This window comes from Acinetobacter sp. Li1LvA2, assembly GCF_056156705.1.
On sequence record NZ_JBSICF010000001.1, the window covers coordinates 615,394 to 634,388 of the forward strand.

At 34.5% G+C, this 18,995-nt stretch carries 18 protein-coding genes and 1 tRNA gene; 14 read left to right on the plus strand and 5 right to left on the minus strand.

The genetic code is table 11. The features are described from left to right. Nucleotide 1 precedes the first annotated feature (1 nt). Together queG and bioB are read left to right on the plus strand one after the other, a co-directional pair. Nucleotides 2–1,102 (plus strand): tRNA epoxyqueuosine(34) reductase QueG, encoded by a 1,101-nt coding sequence (queG, locus tag ACS604_RS02830; protein WP_474770365.1) that lies wholly within the window; start codon nt 2–4, stop codon nt 1,100–1,102. A gap of 87 nt (nt 1,103–1,189) precedes the next feature. Beyond that, the gene (bioB, locus tag ACS604_RS02835; RefSeq protein WP_004792815.1) at nt 1,190–2,179 is read left to right on the plus strand and encodes a biotin synthase BioB; all 990 of its coding nucleotides are present in this window, start codon (nt 1,190–1,192) and stop codon (nt 2,177–2,179) included. Between the two features lie 47 nt (nt 2,180–2,226). Here bioB and ACS604_RS02840 read toward each other — a convergent pair whose 3' ends face one another. Together ACS604_RS02840 and ACS604_RS02845 are read right to left on the minus strand one after the other, a co-directional pair. Beyond that, nucleotides 2,227–2,439, minus strand: a complete 213-nt coding sequence (locus ACS604_RS02840; RefSeq protein ID WP_151962665.1) for a hypothetical protein — start codon at nt 2,437–2,439, stop codon at nt 2,227–2,229. Nucleotides 2,440–2,502: 63 nt separating this feature from the next. Then, a complete protein-coding gene (locus ACS604_RS02845; protein ID WP_151962664.1) occupies nt 2,503–2,853 on the minus strand; it encodes a hypothetical protein in 351 nt (116 codons plus the stop codon). Between the two features lie 456 nt (nt 2,854–3,309). Here ACS604_RS02845 and ACS604_RS02850 point away from each other — a divergent pair, with 456 nt between their 5' ends. The 7 genes from ACS604_RS02850 (at nt 3,310) to ACS604_RS02880 (ending at nt 10,827) form a co-directional block, all read left to right on the plus strand. Next, complete coding sequence (locus ACS604_RS02850) at nt 3,310–3,846, plus strand: fimbrial protein (protein WP_474769913.1); 537 nt, start codon at nt 3,310–3,312, stop codon at nt 3,844–3,846. Nucleotides 3,847–3,919: 73 nt separating this feature from the next. Further along, nucleotides 3,920–4,663: a fimbrial biogenesis chaperone gene (locus tag ACS604_RS02855; RefSeq protein WP_474769915.1), complete on the plus strand. Its 744-nt coding sequence runs from the start codon at nt 3,920–3,922 to the stop codon at nt 4,661–4,663. Between the two features lie 55 nt (nt 4,664–4,718). After that, nucleotides 4,719–7,259, plus strand: a complete 2,541-nt coding sequence (locus tag ACS604_RS02860) for a fimbria/pilus outer membrane usher protein (protein WP_474769917.1) — start codon at nt 4,719–4,721, stop codon at nt 7,257–7,259. Next, the gene (locus tag ACS604_RS02865; protein ID WP_151962661.1) at nt 7,256–8,275 is read left to right on the plus strand and encodes a fimbrial protein; all 1,020 of its coding nucleotides are present in this window, start codon (nt 7,256–7,258) and stop codon (nt 8,273–8,275) included. The genes ACS604_RS02860 and ACS604_RS02865 overlap by 4 nt, the downstream gene beginning before the upstream one ends. Nucleotides 8,276–8,830: 555 nt before the next feature. Next, on the plus strand, nt 8,831–9,010 hold the full coding sequence (locus tag ACS604_RS02870; RefSeq protein ID WP_151962660.1) for a hypothetical protein: 180 nt from the start codon (nt 8,831–8,833) through the stop codon (nt 9,008–9,010). 88 nt (nt 9,011–9,098) lie between these two features. Further along, complete coding sequence (locus ACS604_RS02875) at nt 9,099–10,103, plus strand: AraC family transcriptional regulator (protein WP_004792823.1); 1,005 nt, start codon at nt 9,099–9,101, stop codon at nt 10,101–10,103. A 97-nt stretch (nt 10,104–10,200) separates the two neighbouring features. Further along, complete coding sequence (locus ACS604_RS02880) at nt 10,201–10,827, plus strand: sterol desaturase family protein (RefSeq protein WP_474769919.1); 627 nt, start codon at nt 10,201–10,203, stop codon at nt 10,825–10,827. Between the two features lie 67 nt (nt 10,828–10,894). On the opposite strand, the gene ACS604_RS02885 is transcribed toward ACS604_RS02880, so the two are convergent. Next, nucleotides 10,895–11,746: a LysR family transcriptional regulator gene (locus tag ACS604_RS02885; protein WP_440202090.1), complete on the minus strand. Its 852-nt coding sequence runs from the start codon at nt 11,744–11,746 to the stop codon at nt 10,895–10,897. 94 nt (nt 11,747–11,840) lie between these two features. Here ACS604_RS02885 and ACS604_RS02890 point away from each other — a divergent pair, with 94 nt between their 5' ends. The 3 genes from ACS604_RS02890 (at nt 11,841) to ACS604_RS02900 (ending at nt 15,126) form a co-directional block, all read left to right on the plus strand. Further along, nucleotides 11,841–12,770, plus strand: a complete 930-nt coding sequence (locus ACS604_RS02890) for a DMT family transporter (RefSeq protein WP_474769921.1) — start codon at nt 11,841–11,843, stop codon at nt 12,768–12,770. A 230-nt stretch (nt 12,771–13,000) separates the two neighbouring features. After that, nucleotides 13,001–13,465 (plus strand): hypothetical protein, encoded by a 465-nt coding sequence (locus ACS604_RS02895; protein WP_474769923.1) that lies wholly within the window; start codon nt 13,001–13,003, stop codon nt 13,463–13,465. Nucleotides 13,466–13,710: 245 nt separating this feature from the next. Beyond that, a complete protein-coding gene (locus tag ACS604_RS02900; protein ID WP_474769924.1) occupies nt 13,711–15,126 on the plus strand; it encodes a purine-cytosine permease family protein in 1,416 nt (471 codons plus the stop codon). 62 nt (nt 15,127–15,188) lie between these two features. Here the strand turns inward: ACS604_RS02900 and ACS604_RS02905 are convergent, their stop codons facing one another. Then, nucleotides 15,189–15,626 carry a PACE efflux transporter gene (locus tag ACS604_RS02905; RefSeq protein ID WP_151987916.1) on the minus strand — a complete coding sequence of 146 codons (438 nt, stop codon included), beginning with the start codon at nt 15,624–15,626 and terminating at the stop codon, nt 15,189–15,191. Between the two features lie 89 nt (nt 15,627–15,715). On the opposite strand from ACS604_RS02905, the gene ACS604_RS02910 reads away from it, so the two are divergent. Both ACS604_RS02910 and ACS604_RS02915 read left to right on the plus strand, forming a co-directional pair. Next, nucleotides 15,716–16,600: a LysR family transcriptional regulator gene (locus ACS604_RS02910; RefSeq protein WP_474769926.1), complete on the plus strand. Its 885-nt coding sequence runs from the start codon at nt 15,716–15,718 to the stop codon at nt 16,598–16,600. 1,162 nt (nt 16,601–17,762) lie between these two features. Continuing rightward, nucleotides 17,763–17,839: transfer RNA gene (locus ACS604_RS02915), tRNA-Ile, on the plus strand. Nucleotides 17,840–18,021: 182 nt separating this feature from the next. On the opposite strand, the gene ACS604_RS02920 is transcribed toward ACS604_RS02915, so the two are convergent. After that, the gene (locus tag ACS604_RS02920) at nt 18,022–18,885 is read right to left on the minus strand and encodes a heme oxygenase-like domain-containing protein (RefSeq protein ID WP_215898270.1); all 864 of its coding nucleotides are present in this window, start codon (nt 18,883–18,885) and stop codon (nt 18,022–18,024) included. Nucleotides 18,886–18,995 lie beyond the last annotated feature (110 nt).

Below are 18,995 nucleotides of genomic sequence, written 5' to 3' on the forward strand. Positions count from 1 at the left end.
TATGACATCTTCCGACACATCACGCATTGCAGTGCAACAACTTGATCCGCATGAATTAAAAGCATGGATCAAAACTCAAGCATTAGACTTAGGTTTTGCTGATTGTGTCATTGCCAAACCAGATGCTCAAGAGCAAATGCCGCGTTTTTTAGAATATCTAGAACGTGGTTATCATGCAGACATGACCTATTTAGAAGAAAATCTAGAAAAACGAGCCGACCCTACATTATTAGTTCCTGGCACAAAAAGTATTATTTGCGTTCGTATGAACTATCTTGTGGAATCTCCAAAACCTCGATATGTACCTTTCGAACCAAATTCTGCGATTATCGCCCGTTATGCACGTGGCCGCGATTACCATAAAGTCATGCGTGGCAGATTGAAAACTTTAGCAACACGAATTCGTGAAAAAGTCGGTGATTTTGAATCTCGCCCTTTTGCAGATTCGGCTCCTATTTTTGAGAAATCATTAGCTGAAAGTGCAGGAATGGGTTGGACAGGTAAGCATACTTTACTCATTCACAAAAAGTCTGGTTCTTTTTTTGTATTAGGTGAGCTATTTACGTCACTCGATTTACCTTTCGACGAACCTGCAACAGCACATTGTGGTTCTTGTAGCGCTTGTATTGATATTTGTCCGACGCAAGCGATTGTCGAGCCTTATATGCTAGATGCAAGACGATGTATTGCTTATTTAACTATCGAATACAAAGGAATTATTGCTGAAGAATTACGTGCAGGGATTGGTAATCGAATTTTTGGTTGTGACGACTGCCAATTAATTTGTCCATGGAATAGTTTTGCCAAAACTGCGTCCATTAGCGATTTCAACCCTAGAAATGGATTAGGCAATATTAGTCTACTGGATATCTGGCAGTGGGATGAAGCCACTTTTTTAGCCAATACAGAAGGTAGCCCTATTCGTAGGACGGGTTATCAGTCATTTAAACGTAATATTGCTATCGGATTAGGAAATGCTCCTTATTCAAAAGAAATTGTAGATCAGCTATACAAAGGCAAAAATTTACATGACGAAATCGTCAATGTGCATATTGATTGGGCAATTGAACAGCAACTCAATCAACTTCAGCTATCAAATTAAAAAAATGATGTTTTTTGCCCTATAGCTTTAATACGAATTCTGTATGATTATGTGTAGTGAATTAATGCCATCATCATGGATATGACAATGACTCTACGTAATGATTGGAATCGTGAAGAAATCCAAGCTTTATATGAACAACCTTTTTTGGATTTAGTTTTCAAGGCTCAGCAAGTACATCGTGAGCACTTCACTGCCAATTCGATTCAGGTCAGTACCCTTTTATCTATTAAAACGGGTAAGTGTCCTGAAGATTGCAAATACTGCTCACAATCCGCACATTACGAATCAAAATTAGAAGCAGAAAAACGTATCGCTGTAGAAAAAGTGATTAGCGAAGCAAAAGCTGCAAAAGATTCAGGTTCGTCTCGTTTTTGTATGGGTGCTGCTTGGCGTAACCCACATGAGCGCGATATGCCTTATGTTTTAGAAATGGTACGTGAAGTAAAAGCGTTAGGTTTAGAAACATGCATGACTTTAGGCATGCTTAACCAATCTCAAGCAGAACGTCTACAAGTTGCTGGTTTAGATTATTACAATCACAACCTAGATACATCTCGTGAGTACTACTCTCACATCATTAGTACACGTACTTTTGATGATCGTTTAAATACCCTAGATTATGTTCGCCAAGCTGGTATGAAAGTTTGTAGTGGCGGTATTGTAGGTTTAGGTGAAAGCCGTGATGACCGTGTTGGTTTATTGCATGAACTAGCTACCTTGCCAATTCATCCAGAATCAGTACCAATTAACATGCTTGTTCCAATTGAAGGAACACCTTTAGCAGATGTTGAAAAGCTTGATGTAATTGAGTGGATCCGCACTATTGCCGTTGCACGCATTATTATGCCGCATAGCTATATTCGTTTATCTGCTGGTCGTGAGTCATTAAGTGATTCAGATCAAGCATTAGCATTTATGGCGGGTGCAAACTCATTATTCTCTGGTGATAAATTACTCACCACACCAAATGCAGGTGAAGGTAAAGACCAAGCATTGTTTAATAAACTAGGCTTAACCGCAGAAAAACCAAAACCTACAGTTGCTGACTTATCAGTAAATGCAATGAGTGCATAACTGAGTGCAGTAAAATTAAAAAGCCCTGATTTTCAGGGCTTTTTAATTTAAACAGAAGTAACTAAAATTCCGTAAGTGGCATTAAGAAATGTCCCTACTCGAATAATGTCTTTTCCTGCTGCATGTGTTACAGACAGCTCTTGGCTCAATACATCAAAATTAAAAGAATCAAAAACATCTTGATGGTGTAAGAGCCAAGTCACTGTATCTGCTATCTGATCATCCGCAATATAAGTTAAGGCCTTAAAGTCTTTACTCATAAATAACTCTTAAAAATAAATTTTATGAATTTTATATGAGTTCACTCTACCTTAAAAGAAAATCTAAGCTGCTTTAGGATTCACTAAAGAACGACCTGACAATAAGCTTGTTAAAGCTTGCGGTGAAAATTCCAAAGAAAGTACATGATTCTTGAGATTAACAGAGTGCTTACTAATCAATGGAAGTAACCCATCTTCTGTTTCAAAGACGTATTCATCTGCAATATTTAAGATACCCTCAAGATTAGTTGTACTTGAAGCAAGATCATGACTAAAGATGTCATAAATCGTTTGTAGGTTAAACGTTGTCTGCTGCTCCGTTGGGTGCTTAATCAGATAATCCTTTAAAAACAAAACTAGTTTATGAGCAAAGAAAAAGTAATTTGGTTTATAGCTATACTTCATAGTATTCATGGAACGGAACTCCAGATTATCTTTTATTGAATTACAACTAAAACAGTAGGAATTGAATCTTAAAAAATTCTTAAAAAATAAATTTATTCACAAGATAAATTAAAAAATAATTTTATTATTAAAAAACATATACTTAAACAAATAAAACACACTTTTTTTAGTCAAAAATATTTTAATGTTAGATTAATTTAATAAAATACAAATACTTAAATATTACAAGTTTTTTAATTCTATTTTAAAAATGAATCACAAAGTATTTTACCAATTGATAAAAAATATATTTCAAATATATTTCAAATATATTTCTTTATAAAAAAACTGATCAAAATATATATAAATATAATGTTTTTCTTGTTTTTTGGTTGAAAAGTGATATATTTCCTTCGCCTTACTTAAGCAGAATAAACTTGCTGAAAAGTAATGGATTTTCTTTTAAAAAACTATTCTGGGGATTTTATGAAAAAGTTTATTTTTATAGCGGCGGTTTCTCTCTTAAATATAACAAATGCACAAGCTGCAGATGGCACAATTACTATTAATGGTCTTGTTATGGATAATACTTGTACTATTGATACTGGAGATAAAAATCTAACAATTAATTTACCTACAGTTTCAGCTCAAACTTTAAAAAATGTAGGTGATGTGGCTGGTCGTACTCCATTTCAAATTAATTTAACGAACTGTGCTTCTGCTGGTAAAGTAGCCACTTATTTTGAACCGGGCGCTACCGTTGACTTTAATACTGGTCGTTTATTAAACCAAGCAACCTCAGGTGCAGCAACAAACGTGAATATCCAGTTGCTAGGCAGTAATAACGCTGTAATTCCTGTACTTGCTACAAGCACGAATAGCACGCAGATCAACTCGCAATGGGTAAATGTTTCAGCAGGCGGTGATGCTGACCTTAATTATTATGCTGAATATTATGCTACAGGTGCTTCTACTGCTGGTACGGTAACATCGCAAGTAAAATACACAATTATTTATCAATAAAATTAAAACTGAAGCTTCTATTTCTAAATAGAAGCTATCTCCTATCTATTATTCATTATTGAGAATATGGCTCATGCTTTTTCGTAGTCGTAAGTTTTTTTGGGGATTAGTTTGCCTACAGGTAGCACTGACTACCACAGGTCATACTGAAATTGTTTTGCATGGAACTCGTGTCGTTTATCCTTCAAATGCACGTGAGATCACACTACAACTCAGCAATAACGGCACAGCTCCGTCTCTTGTTCAAGCTTGGATTGATGATGGAAATGCAAAATCAACTCCCGATGAAGCAAATGTGCCTTTCATTATTACTCCCCCGATTTCACGAGTAGAAGCAACTAAGGGCCAAACTTTAAGAATTACAGCTCTACCTAATTCTTCTCAATTAAGTCAACAACAAGAATCCATTTTCTGGCTTAATGTTTTAGATATACCTCCTAAACTCGAAGGAAAAACTCAACAAGACCAAAGTACCCCAATTTCTAATAATTTTTTACAGCTCGCTGTTCGCTCAAGAATTAAATTCTTTTATCGCCCTATAGATCTAAAAGAAAATATTGAACAGCTAAGTGAAAAAGTTCAATGGAAAATAAATGATCAATATCTTGTAGTAAAGAACCCGACTCCCTTTTTCCTCACTATCACTTCTATTTTTCAAGGAACTGAAAGCCATAAAGCAGACTTGTTACAACAAGGTTTAATGGTTGCCCCTTTTTCTGAAGATAAAATAAAACTTAAAAATAAAAATGTATCAGATATGCGCTTTGTATATATCAATGATTACGGTGGAAGAGTTGAGCATCCAATAAAGTTCTAAACTTACTGTATTACTAAAAAAACCTAAATACCTATCATGAATAGGCTCTAAAACTATGTCTAAATGGTTTATACCTTATATATGTTTAAAAAGCCCTTTTACTTGTTATGTGGCCTCAAGTATTGCGTTATTTATACCTTTGGCAGCATATGCACAAAATAATGTTGATGTTTCAGGTTTCTCAAAAGCAGAATTTGATAGCAATTTTTTAGTAGGTAATGCACAAAAAATTGATATTGGTCGTTTCAAATATGGAAACCCCATCTTAGCTGGTGAATATAGCTTAGATGTCTATATTAATGGTCAATGGTTGGGTAAACGACGCATGCGCTTTAATGCCAGCTCTCCTAACGTAAATGCTGAAACCTGTTTTACAGAAACCATGTTACTAGAATATGGTGTAAAAGCTGATGTGCTTAGCCAACATTCTCATACATCCTCTCTTTCTTGTGATGCACTAGGTCATTGGATAGATAATGCTTTTTATTTATTTGATAGTTCTCGTTTAAGAATTGATATCTCTATCCCCCAAGTCACATTAGAAAAAAATGCACAGGGCTATATCGATCCACATCTTTGGGATCGAGGAATTAATGCAGCTTTTTTGACATATAACGCGACTGCTTATCGAATAGTTAACGAACAACATGAAAGTGCATATGCTTTTATGGGAACTAATCTCGGAGCAAATTTAGCGAGTTGGCAATTTCGCCATAATGGACAATGGAAATGGCAAAGCCAGTCCAGCTCTCAATCCAATAATTCTTCTTATACATCAACAAATACATATGTACAAAAGGCCTTTCCCCAGATTCATGGTGTTGTGACTTTAGGCGATTATTTTACTAATAGTGATTTTATCGATTCTTTACCATATCGCGGTGTAAATATTTCAAGTGATGACCGAATGCTTCCAAACAGTATGCTCGGTTATGCTCCCAGAGTGAGAGGTTATGCAAAAACCAATGCGAAAGTCGAGGTTAGGCAACAAGGCAACTTAATTTATCAAACAACAGTACCGCCCGGAAACTTTGAAATTAATGATCTTTACCCAACAGGATTTGGAGGCGAGCTAGAAGTTTCGGTAATTGAATCTAATGGCGTAATTCAGAAATTCTCTATTCCCTATGCTTCTGTCGTCGAAATGCTACGCCCGCAAATGAGTCGATACTCTTTCACTTTAGGGCAATTTAGAGATTCAAACCTTGGCCTAAATCCTTGGCTAATACAAGGTAAATATCAACGAGGAATTAATAATTACCTCACAACTTACAGTGCAGTTCAAGCAACACAACAGTATCTCTCACTCTTACTAGGTACAGCTTTTTCAACACCTATTGGAGCGATTTCTTTTGATGCAACCCAGTCAAAAACTGAGTTTGATCATCAACCTAAAAGGACAGGACAAAGCTATCGTTTAAGCTACAGTAAGTTATTTTCCCCAACAAATACTAATTTAACATTAGCGACTTATCGCTATTCAACAGAAAACTACCTCAAATTGCGTGATGCAATTTTAATTCAAGATTTACAAAAGCAAAATATTGATAGCCTTTCCGTAGGCAAACAAAAAAGTGAATTTCAGATTACTTTAAATCAGGTGCTTCCAAAGCAATGGGGAAATTTCTACCTAGTTGGTTCATGGATAAATTATTGGAATCAACCCAAGACCAATAAACAGTTCCAATTAGGTTATAGCAATCAATTTAAAGATTTAACTTATAGTTTATCTGCAATGAGCAGCGAGATTACCGAAGCTGATGGGCGGGCTGGCCAAGATACTCAATACCTAGCGTCCCTATCCTTTCCCTTAGATTTTAAGAAAAATTCTCTAACTTTTAATAATGTTATTGGTGACGACAGTCAGATTTTAAGCTTCAGTGGCTTTTCAGGAAATCGCTTAAACTACGGCGCATCAATTTCTAATCAGGACCATGATCAAACCAACTTAAATATTAATGGTACCTATAAAACTAACTATACAACACTTGGTGCTTCATTCAGTCATGCAGATTCATACCAACAAGAAATGCTTAGCTTGAGTGGTAATGTTGTTGCACATTCTCAAGGAATTTTGTTTGGGCCAGATCAAGCCCAAACCATGGTGTTGGTCTATGCGCCGAATGCTACTGGAGCACAAGTCGGTAATACACCTGGGCTAAGTATTAACAAAAACGGATATGCCGTTATTCCGTATGTTACACCCTACCGTATGAATGACATTAGCCTTGACCCGCAAAATATGTCTACACAAGTTGAGCTAGCTGAAAGTAGCTTACGTATCGCCCCTTATGCAGGCTCAATCACTAAAGTCCAATTCTCAACAAAAAAAGGTTATGCACTTTTTATTAGTACAACAACATTGGATGGTTCACATCTACCTTTTGCCGCACAGGTATATAACCAGAATAACGAAGTAATAGGCATTGTCGCACAAGGTAGTCGCATTTATTTACGAACACCCTTAATCCATGACCGTTTATATGTGAAATGGGGAAATACGAGTACTGAAAAATGCGAACTTGAATACGATATAGCGGATCAAATAAAGCATAACAACCAACCAATTATTATGACAAAGGCAGTCTGTAAATGAATAATATTTTTAAAAAAATTGGTTTTTTAGCGGTGAGTCTATTTGCTTATAACCATACAAATGCAAATTGTACTTTAAGTAAAGGATTTACCACTGTCGATATTCCAATGACGATAGGTAAAATCGTAGTAAAACCAAACGATCCAATAGGAACGATCTTACAAAAGAATACTTTTACAATATCTCCTAATAATTCTACCGCCACTTGTAATCGAGCAAGTGATCAAATTATTGCAGCTCTCCCCTTAAATTATCCAATTAGTCCAATAGGCAATAATGTTTATGCAACCAATATTCCAGGTATTGGAATTCGTCTTTATCGCGAAGCAGCAGATGCTTCAGATTTTTCAGGATATTATCCTTATAGACGTACATTAACCCCTAATCAAACATATACACTTTCCCCTGGATATTTTGTTATGGAAGTAATTAAAACTGCCATGACAACGGGTTCTGGAGCACTAGTCGCAGGCCGTTACAGTACTTATTACGTATCAGGACAACAGAATCGCCCATTTTTAACCACTACCGTATTAAGTAATGCCCCTATTCTTATTGCATCTTCATCTTGTGAAATTCAAAGTGGTGTAGATTCGCCAGTTCAACTCCCAACCGTGATGAAATCAGCCTTTAGAGCGATTGGGTCAACCCAAGGGGAACAGAATTTTAATCTATCGATCTTATGTAATGGTGGCGAAAACAACTCTGGTATCGCTACGAGCAATACGATCAGCTTAAGTTTTGATTATAATTCTGATACCTCCAATAATCAGGTGATTAACAACAGTGCTGCAAATTCAATAAAAGCTAACGGTGTTGGTGTTGAACTGTTATGGAATCTGAATGGAGCAAATAATCCGATTCAAAAAGCAACCAAACTCAATATAGGTAGCGTGAGTTCCAACCAAACTGTTGAATATGATATTCCTTTAACTGCTCGTTATTATCAGACCGCTACCAATGTGACCGCAGGTGAGGTTAAAGCCACAGCGACGGTGACGATTCAATATGATTAATATTCTCTATAAAACTACTAATCAAGTAAGCTTAATACTAATAAGGGAACTAAAAGGCTAATTTTTAGAACTTTGTAGTTCTATTAAAAAATCACATAAAAAAATGCTCATAAGCAAAAATAGCAAATGAGCATTAGTGATAACCACTTAACCTGAAATACAAATTGTGGGAAATAGATCACAATTTGCATGACTATAATTTCAAAAAACAGCTTAAAGATCAAGTCTTTTTTTTAACAAATATTCTAATAACCAACATAACATATTGTTTTAACTAAATTAAAAAAATAAATTTAATTCATGAGCACTATTTTATAGTGTTTCTAAAGAATTATCATTCTATTAATTAATAAAAACTTAATTTTAAGAAAAATTAAAATTCACTCACTAAGCCTAAAAAAAATAAAAATCCATTTATTTTCATAAATTTAGATTAAAACCATAAAAATTAAAATTTTAATGAATTACATAATTTATAATAAAAAAAACATAAATAAATTTAGAATTCCCCTTCAATTACAAATAATATCCTTAGACTTTTTATCAGAACGTAACATGCTCATTTTTTGGAAAATATTATGTATCTTATTACTAAGTCTAGGCGCTACAAGTATAGGTTTTGCGATTAGTAAGATCGATCTTTTTCTTTTCTTTATAGGTTTACTTTTATTAACCTGCTTTGTCTTAGCTTTAAAGCAAGCACGTGAAGATGCTGGTTTCTTTCCTGATAATTAAAATATTATGAATTTTTAGGATATAGCATCAATACTAAAATCATGATTGAATGCGCCATATAGTCTATAGGGATGGTTGTAATCAAAATATGTCAAAAAGTTCTTCAGATGCTGGAATTTTTTTATTGATGACTTATCAGACTATGCAAAAGATGGGTTTAGATGCCGCATCTATTTTTGCAAGTGTAAATTTACCCAATCAACCACCCGATAAAAATATTCGTAGAGATAATTCTACCCAGCAACGGTTTTGGACAGCGGCTGAAAAAATTAGCCAGGATACAGACATTGGTCTACATGTCGGTAGGCAAATGCCACCCTTCAGAGGCTTGGTAATTGAATATCTATTTTTGAGTAGTTCAACTTTCGGTGAGGGTTTGCAACGTGCTCTAAGATATCAGGCCATACTTACAGATGTATTTGACCTAAAATTAACAGTTAAAGAAGATGAAGCAATATTATCTGGTTTTGAACATCCCGTAAGACATTACCTTGAGTGTGGAATTGGTATTTTTCTTAATTTTTTTAAATATATTACAAATAACGAGTTTAGACCTAGTCAAATTACTTTATCTTATCAACAAGGTGCTTCAGCTAGCGATTATCAAGAAGCTTGGAATTGTCCCGTAATTTTAAATACAAATCAAGGCGCTATAATTTTTCCTAGTGCGTTATTAAATAAAACATCACCAGCAGCTGAACCTGAATTATTAAAAATTCATGAAACAATTGCTGAACAACAACTATCAACTTTAGAAAAACATCAACTTGTTTATGAAATTGAGCGCTTACTCAGCAATGGGCTACTCGAATCGGGAGAATTCGATCAAAAATTTATTGCTGAGAAATTAAATCGTAACCCACGTACTCTGCGTGCTGATTTACAAGCAATAAATACCAATTATGAGAAAATTTTAAACCAACATCGGGAAAAACTTGCTAGACGCTTGCTAGCACACACCCAAGAAACTATTGATCAGATTGTTTATTTGACCGGTTTTTCTGAACCCTCAGCATTTACACGGGCTTTTAAACGTTGGAGTGGTGAAACTCCAAGCGCATATCGCCAGCGCAAACAAAAACAGTCAAATTGATTCTAAAGGCAATTATTCTGCTGCCTATTAGGTCAAAGAGATAAAACTTCCTTCTTTTAGAATAGCTTTAAATTGTAATTGATGAGAAGTGATTAATATGCTCGGACTCCCTGTAGGTATTTTCGTTGCAAATGGTCTTGAATGGTACTTTCATAAAGTTTGGTTACATGAATATCCAAGTCAGTACCGTAATAGTCCTTTTTTCACCCATATCGCGCATCATAAGCGTGCTCGTTTAAATGGCTTTCAAGATGAAGGTTATGCCGAATCAATGTTTAAAAATGCTGAAATGTATAACGAAAAAACAGCTCTGCTTGGGTTAGCTGGGGCCGCTACTATTTTTTTACCTGTAGCACCCTTTTTTACTGCCGGGCTTTATTATGGCTTATGGAATTATTGGCGTGTACATTCAAAGGCTCATTTAGACCCAGAATATGCAAAGAAACGTATCCCTTGGCACTATGATCATCATATGACGAGCAATCAAAATGCTAACTGGTGCGTTACCAAACCTTGGTTTGACTATATTATGGGAACTCGGGTCACGACAGAAGTGTCTCAAACTGAAAGTAATCCTTTAGGTATCAAATTACCAAAGTTGTTAGAAAAACCGATTAATTTTGCTGCTCGACGCATACTTGCCAAATCGTATACCAAGATTGATTTAAACTCCGATCAGGACCAATCTAATTTACGTAAAGGAATAGAAGTTAGTTTGTCTTAAAAATTTATCCAAATATAAAAGCTGCGGACTCCAGCAGCTTTTATATAAATGGATCGCAATTAAGAGATTAGACTTTAAAAGGCTCAAAACAAGACATAAGAAAATCCATTACTACTCGGATAGCTGGACTATGCCGTAAATCTTCATGTGTAACTAACCAAATTTCAGCACTCATCGGATAATCATCTTGTAATCTAACTAAATTGCTAAGAGCGCCTAAAAAATCCGGTAAGACCGCTAAACCCACTTCTCCACATGCAGCTCTCCACTGTAACTCAGGATGGTTGGTCACCATTATGGGTTCTTTATGATCTAATCTTTCTTTTAACTTCTGCTGTTTTTGACCATGTACTCCCCCTACTTCTACACTAATCCATTCATAATTTTCAGGAGCTGTTGAAGCCAAATAATTTGGACTAGCATATATTCCAAAGGGTATTTCCCCTACTTTACGAGCTACTAAATTTTCATCTTTAGGACGGCCAAATCTTACCGCAATATCAGCCTCACTATGTTGTAAAGAAACATAATGAACATCACCGAGCACGCGCAATTTTAATTGAGGGTAATAACGATAAAATCTGCCCAGATGAGGCATGATGAGATGTGCCGCAGTTAAAGGAGGCATACTAATAGAAACACTTCCCATCACCTCTTGCTGACCAGCCTGAGTTAAACGTTCAATTGAAAAAGTTTCTTCCATCATACGAGCAACCACCTGTGCAAGACGTTCACCATCAGGAGTTAGGATGTAGGTACGTGGTCTACGATCAACTAATTTAAGTTTTAAGTTTTGTTCTAGCTGGGCAATTCTTCTAGATACAGTTGCATGATCTACTCCCAATTTTCGGGCAGCAGCTGACAGTGACTTTTCTTCTGTAAAAACTGAAAAGTAATGTAAATTTTCCCAATCGATCATTGTGCAAATTTTCACATTAGAAGTGTATTAATATGGAATTGTACACCTTTATGTAATTGCCCAGAATAAAACCTTTCTTGATGGGAGCCTGTCCATGAACAGAACGGTGGCGTATGCCTATGCTGGTGTTGTCTTAACAATGTTTTTTTGGGGATCAGCATTTAATGCAATGTCTTATATTATTCAACATATGCCTCCGCTATCTGCTGCATCTGAACGGTTTTCAATTGCAAGCCTAGCCTTACTTCTGATCTTTTCAATAACAGGCCAACTAAGATGGGCAGCCTTAAGCCAGAATTTAGTTATCTATCTTGTGATTGGGGTAATTGGAATTGCAGGATTCAACATAGGCTGTTTTTACGGCTTAAAAACGACATCTGCCGTGAACGGTGCTCTAATTATGGCAACTACACCGTTAATGACTCTATTAATGACAATCATGTTAGATGGTGAAAAACTTACTACTACTAAATTTTTAGGTGTTTTATTCGGTTTAAGTGGTGTGTTACTTGTGATTAGTCAGGGCCATATAACAACTTTACTTCACCTCAAAATAGACATTGGAGATCTATTTATATTATTGGGTGCATTTGGATTTTGTTTCGCAAATGTACTGTCTCGTCGTTATGTAAAAAATGCTACGCCGCTAGAAACAACGACTTTTTCTATGATGTTTGGGGCAATAACACTTGGTTTGTTAAGTGTGATATTTGAAAATCCTCTTTCAGCCATTGCATCTGCACCTGTAAATGCACATTTAGCCATGGGATATGTGGTGATCTGCTCTACCATGATTGCTTATTTATTCTGGTTTAATGGTATACAAAAGTTAGGTGCTGGCCGCGCTTCGGTATTTTTTAACTTTGTACCCGTATTCAGTATGATAATTGCTCTGCTTGCTGGGCAGACCCTTAATATCTGGCAGTTAGTAGGAACAGGTTTGGTGATGCTTGGTGTCATGAGTAGCGGAGGTTTTTTAAAAATTAAAAGCACTCCACTTATAGCAAAACATTGTACAAAATAAGAAATATGCTGCTACATTAAAATCTACTATTAATATGTAGCAGCATTTTCAAATATAAAATAAAAATAATCTCTTTAAGTTCTTATATTTTCAAACATATTCTTAACTTTGTAATGGCTTATACAAAAGCTCATCTTAATTATTCCGTTGTAACAAATACTGTATGTTTCTTTAAAACTTAATAAAAGATTGCCATATATAGTTTTAAAACAACCAAAGGAGATATTAAAATGAAGCTGGATTTTACAACAATTGAAAAACAAGCCAAATTGCTACAAGAAGAGCAAGAAAAGATCGAGCAACGAGATCATGAATTTCAAGTTGCTTTAGATAAGCACAGGGAGTCCCTGAAGGGTTTATTTAAAGATCTTTTCTCTGATCTAGAGGTTAAGACAGAAAATGGAGGCCACTTTTGTGTAAATTTTGGTGATTTCAAAATTTCTTTATTGATTGAAACTGCTAAATTTGAAAATGGTGTTCCTGTAAAATTAAACTCGGTAAATCCCGTTATTATTAAATGCAAAAAAGATAAGCCTATTGCAAAAGCACAGTTTACTGATGCAACACAATATCTAGATAACCATTTAGAAACTCCAAATTATCAATATTATTTTAAGCAAGAAGATAAAACCCAACTCGTGCAATTTTCTGAACTTCCTACTTATTTCCAAATCGTTTTAGATGCTAACGCATAAAGTTGAGCCCTCTATAGAGGGCTTTTTTATATATTATTTTTCTATTATTCAACTTTTTAAAAAATAAAATTCGTCAAATACTTTTTCTATTTATCTATGAATTATTTAAGCCACTTTTAGCTTTTACAGCCTCAAAAATTGTTTGATTATTCTTTAAATTACTTGTATATACATGTTTGTATTTGTTTGTACAAAGATTGAATTAATAAAAATAGAGTGAACTCTTAAAGGACAAGGAGAGTGAAATGGACTCATCGGCTGAGAAAGCAAATAGTAGTTTTATAGAAAACCGAAGCATTGATTTTATTCCAGAAAATGAAAGACATGGCGGAGTATTTGCTCAACTCACCCTCTGGTTTGGTGCTAATTTACAAATCACAGCCATTGTGACGGGTGCGCTAGCAGTTGTATTAGGTGGGGATGTTTTTTGGTCTATTATTGGTTTATTCGTGGGACAGTGTTTTGGTGCTGCCGTTATGGCACTACATGCTGCCCAAGGTCCTAAACTTGGCCTTCCTCAAATGATTTCAAGCCGTGTGCAATTTGGGGTATATGGTGCTTGTATTCCAATCATACTTGTTTGCCTCATGTATATTGGCTTTACTGCAACTGGAGAGGTATTGGCTGGTAAAGCAATTGCACATCTAGCACATGTCAGTAATACAACTGGTATCTTAATTTACGCATGTTTAATCATTATATTTGCAACGATTGGATATCGTTTAATTCATTTGGTAGGCAAAGTAGCCAGTATTATTGGTTTGATCGCTTTTGTGATTATTTTGACTCAAATTTTAGCACTTTCTGATTTTTCTGAACTCTTAGCCGTACGTCATTTTAGTTGGTCTTCATTTTTGTTAGCAGTTTCACTTTCTGCTTCTTGGCAAATCTCTTTTGGACCTTATGTTGCAGACTATTCCCGTTATCTTCCAACTAAAACATCTTCATCTCGTGTATTTTGGGCCGTTGGTTTAGGTTCTCTATTGGGTTCACAAATTTCTATGAGCCTAGGTGTTTTGATTGCTCAGGTAGCAAACGGCAATTTTGTCGGAAATGAAGTTCAATATGTTGTGGGTATGAACCCAATTGCCCTAGTCGTGACCTTTTTATATTTTAGTATCGCTTTTGGCAAAGTTACTCTGACCACCTTAAATGCTTACGGTAGTTTTATGTGCATTGCTACTGTTTGGAATAGTTTCAAATCGACAAATCAAATCTCAAAAATAACAAGATTACTCATTGTTCTTGCTATGGTTGTGATTTCGACTTTTATTGCAATTATAGGTGAACATACTTTTTTAAGTGCTTTTAAAGCATTTATTTTGTTTTTACTTACATTCTTTATTCCATGGAGTGCTATTAATCTGGTTGATTACTACTTTATCTCTAAAGAAGAATGCGATGTAGATGCGCTCTATGATCCAAATGGCAAATATGGCCGTTGGAATCGAATTGGTATCACGTGCTACTTTCTTGGTATTTTGATCCAATTGCCATTTATTGATAGTAAATTTTATACGGGACAAATTGCTGCAATGTTAGGAGGGATCGACTTATCATGGCTGGTAGGACTTATTTCTACAGCAGTGATTTATTATATTTTCGCCAAGAAAGCTCAACTTAAGTTTTCAAAACAGTTAGTCATTGATCAAATCAAATAATTAAACTAGAGATAAGCTATCAAAGTCACACACCTTGATAGCTTATTAAGCTGATTTAGTGACTATTCTTGCAATGCTTTAGCTTGTGCCGAAACAGGCAGTCCAAATAACTTATCAAAGCTCCAATTAAATATAAAAGTATAGATAGGAATAATGATAATAAAGGCCACATCTAACCAAAAAGCAGCAATCAGAGAAATATCCATCCACCATGCAATAAGAGGAATCAAAAACAAAACTAAAGTAAGCTGGAAACCAATAGCATGTCCAACTCTACGCTTAACTGTACGAACATTACTGCTTTGTCTAGCCTCCCACTTCTCATATAAAATATTGTAGATAAAATTCCAAGTTACAGCGATGGTCGTAATCATGACAGAGAGTGGTCCTGTATGTTCAACACTATCACCTGCCAAAATCGCTAAACCTACTGATGAAATAATCATTCCGATGACTTCATAAGCAGAAACATAGACAATTCGACGCTTTACACCTTGCATAATAGGCAAACTCTAACTAATTCTTTATATTTTAATTTCAGTCAAAATCATATATAAAGTTAATAGCTTTCAGTTCTACTGATATCAAAATGAATTTTAACAGCGAAAATATTGAACTCTTTATTACTGTACTAGATACAGGATCTTTCTCTGCAGCCGCCCGTAAACTAAATCGAGTCCCCTCAGCAGTCAGTATGGCGGTTGCTAATCTAGAAGCAGAATTGGGTTACACCTTATTTGAACGCACTCCACGCAAGGTCATTCCTACACCTACCGCATTAGCTTTGGAACCTCAAGCACGAATTATTTCTGAACAACTTAAACTATTTAGTACTCATGCCCATGAACTTTCTTTAGGACTAGAGAGTAAATTACGTATTGGTGTGGTCTCAGATGTAAATACAAAACTATTATTTTCTTCAATAAAGAAGTTAGCTGATAAATTCCCCTTACTAAATATAGAGGTTATTACTGCACCTCAAGATGACATCCTTAATTTACTTTATAGGGAAGAAATTAGTCTTTGCTTAGCTGGTTCAGACCTGAATATAAAAATGCGTGAAAATCTACAATTAGTAATGACTGAAACAGTTGTTGCTACTATCTCGTCTAGTCATGCTCTTCTACAAGAAAAAACAAAGCATTTTTCTATTGAAGAGTTAATCAATATTAGACAAATTGTAGTGGCGAGTAGCGACCATGAAATGACTGATTCTCGATCAATTATTGGTGCTATGTACTGGAAAACGAATAGTCTACAAACAGCAATTAATATGGTTGAAGCAGGACTCGGTTGGGGAAATTTCCCCTTATCATTAGTACAAGAAAAAATTGATCAAGGTCATTTAGTTCTTTTAGATTTTAAAAATACTAAAAATCATTTACCTCTATCCATTTACTTAATTTGGCTTCAAGACCGCCCCTTATCTAAAGCGGCTCGAGAACTCATTCAGATTATTCAAGAAAATTTATAATTTCTTATACTGTAGCTATGAACACACATGATCTTTCTATAGATTTATTCCTGATTATATATACTTACTTTTAAAATTTAGATTATTGCTCTAACCTATTTTCTCTATATTACAAAAAGCAAGAAGCCTACTTTAAAAAGTAGGCTTCTTACTGTATTTCAGGACTAAGCAATAGTTTTTTATTTTGGGAAAATACATTTGTACTTTATTAAAACCTAGCATTTTAGTCAAGAATAAATTCAATAAAATACAATCATTTGTATCGAGCGTGAAAGTAGTCACACTTTAAGTTTTGTATAGAAAACACATGAGAAAAAGAAAGAAATTTCAATTAAAAAATTTCCAATTCTCCAACTAAAAAGTTCTAATTTTTTAATAAAATCAGATAAAGGTCTTAATTTGAAGGAAGCTCACTTTGCTCCCTTGTTTTTTGTATTTCTTCGTTAAAACTTATGGATTTTTTTCCTATGCGCTAAACAAAATTAATTTCATAAATATTATCTTTGTATTACTAGTTTTTTGAAAATTAATTAGAATATCTGATTTTGATCAGTTGAAAAATTACTTACCTTCACTAGATTTATTACAGTACCTATTAGAATGCAAAGAATAACTTTGATTAGAATGATATAGAATTGACTGTGATAAGAGTACATCATTCTATAAATAGGATTTTATAAAGTTGTACGTTTTCTAAATATTTAGCGTAGATAAATATTTCTTAAATTAAGTTTATTTAGAATATTCTATAGTCATTATTGAACAAATATTTATAAATTCTGTGTAAGACATAAATGTATAAATTATGTTTGTAATCTTTTTTAGCAAACCCATATTGATCACATTTTAAGCAATATTCAATCAACCTGAATTTGATTATTTTTCAAACAAAAGATGTTTTAAAAGAGTTAACTAAAACCTAATCACTATAAACTTCTGATTGGCATAAGTTCTAATTGATCGATAAATAACTAAGTTCACTTTACTCATGAAGTACTCATACGCTAGAATCACTCTCGCTCGTAATATTTAACCAAAATAACACAATATTTTTAAGGTCTAGTATGCACCTAGTTTAGAAAATGACTTGTGTTTGATTAAAAAATTGATTAGTATTGCACGCACTGAAAGGCCTTGAGATTTAAAGCTTTTCTGACTTATAGGGCCTATAGCTCAGTTGGTTAGAGCAGCGGACTCATAATCCGTTGGTCCCGTGTTCAAGTCACGGTGGGCCCACCAAATTCAAACCTCATAAACTAAAAAGTTTATGGGGTTTTTTTAATGCTTATCTAAATAGAATTCGTTTTACCGTTATAAACAATATTCAAAATTTAATTATTAAAATGTAAATTTTATTTTATCTTAAAATTTTAACTGCTTTAAAATACGTTTTTCTAAACTTAATACTTCTATTTCTTCTATTAAGCTAAGATTCTCTTCCGCATAAGCTCTGTATGTTCTAATTGAGCATCCCAAAATTTTTCCCATAAATCACAATACTCTAAGCATAACTTTTCGATATAGTTATAATCTTCTTCTGTACAAGCTTGCATTAAGACATACCATAAGTCTTCTTCATGATCATCATCTGCGGCTTCGGCACTTTCATCTTCAGAAATACCATGCACATGATAATAACCACCACCCTCTACCTCTAAACCTACAGCTTTAGTCGCTTTACGTAACGGTGGACTATAAAGAATCACCTCTTCTTCTGCGACTGCTAATAAGGCTGAAACAGCTTTATAGTCATCATAAGCATTTTCTAAAAACACTCTAACTTGATCTGCAATTTCAGTCGGCTGATAAGTCAGACGATCTTGTTCTGTAATACCAAAATCATTTAATACGTCTTCAAACAAAGGATAGTGAGCATATTCAGGATTTCCCTGATAATAACCATCTTTGTCTAAACCTGGACGAAATCCAAACTCATCAAAAATATTTAGGCTCAAAAGAAAGCGCGGAAACATTTTCGCACCGGCATGCAATCTTGGCTCTAGTTGTTTAGTTTGAAATTGGGCCATGAGCAATGCATCAGTAAAAGTTTGTACAATTGCATGGCGGTATTCTAAGTGTATTTTTTTTAAATTTTCTTTATTAATTTCTCCGTTATTTAAAATATCAATTGCAGGATGATGTGACACCGCATGTTTAGCAATTTTTTCTCTTAATTGGGTCAAAAAGTCTGAATTTTTTTCCCATAGTTCAGTAGAAATGCTTTGCTTCATCCCTGCGAGTGCTTTCTTTCTAGGATTATTAAAATTCTCAAATTTCTTAGGCATATCTACTCTCATTAAACTTATTGAAGCCTGATCGATTTTTACATATTTTATTATGAAAACAATGACTTAAATTAATATTTAAATATGTTCCTTTATCAATCCATATTAGA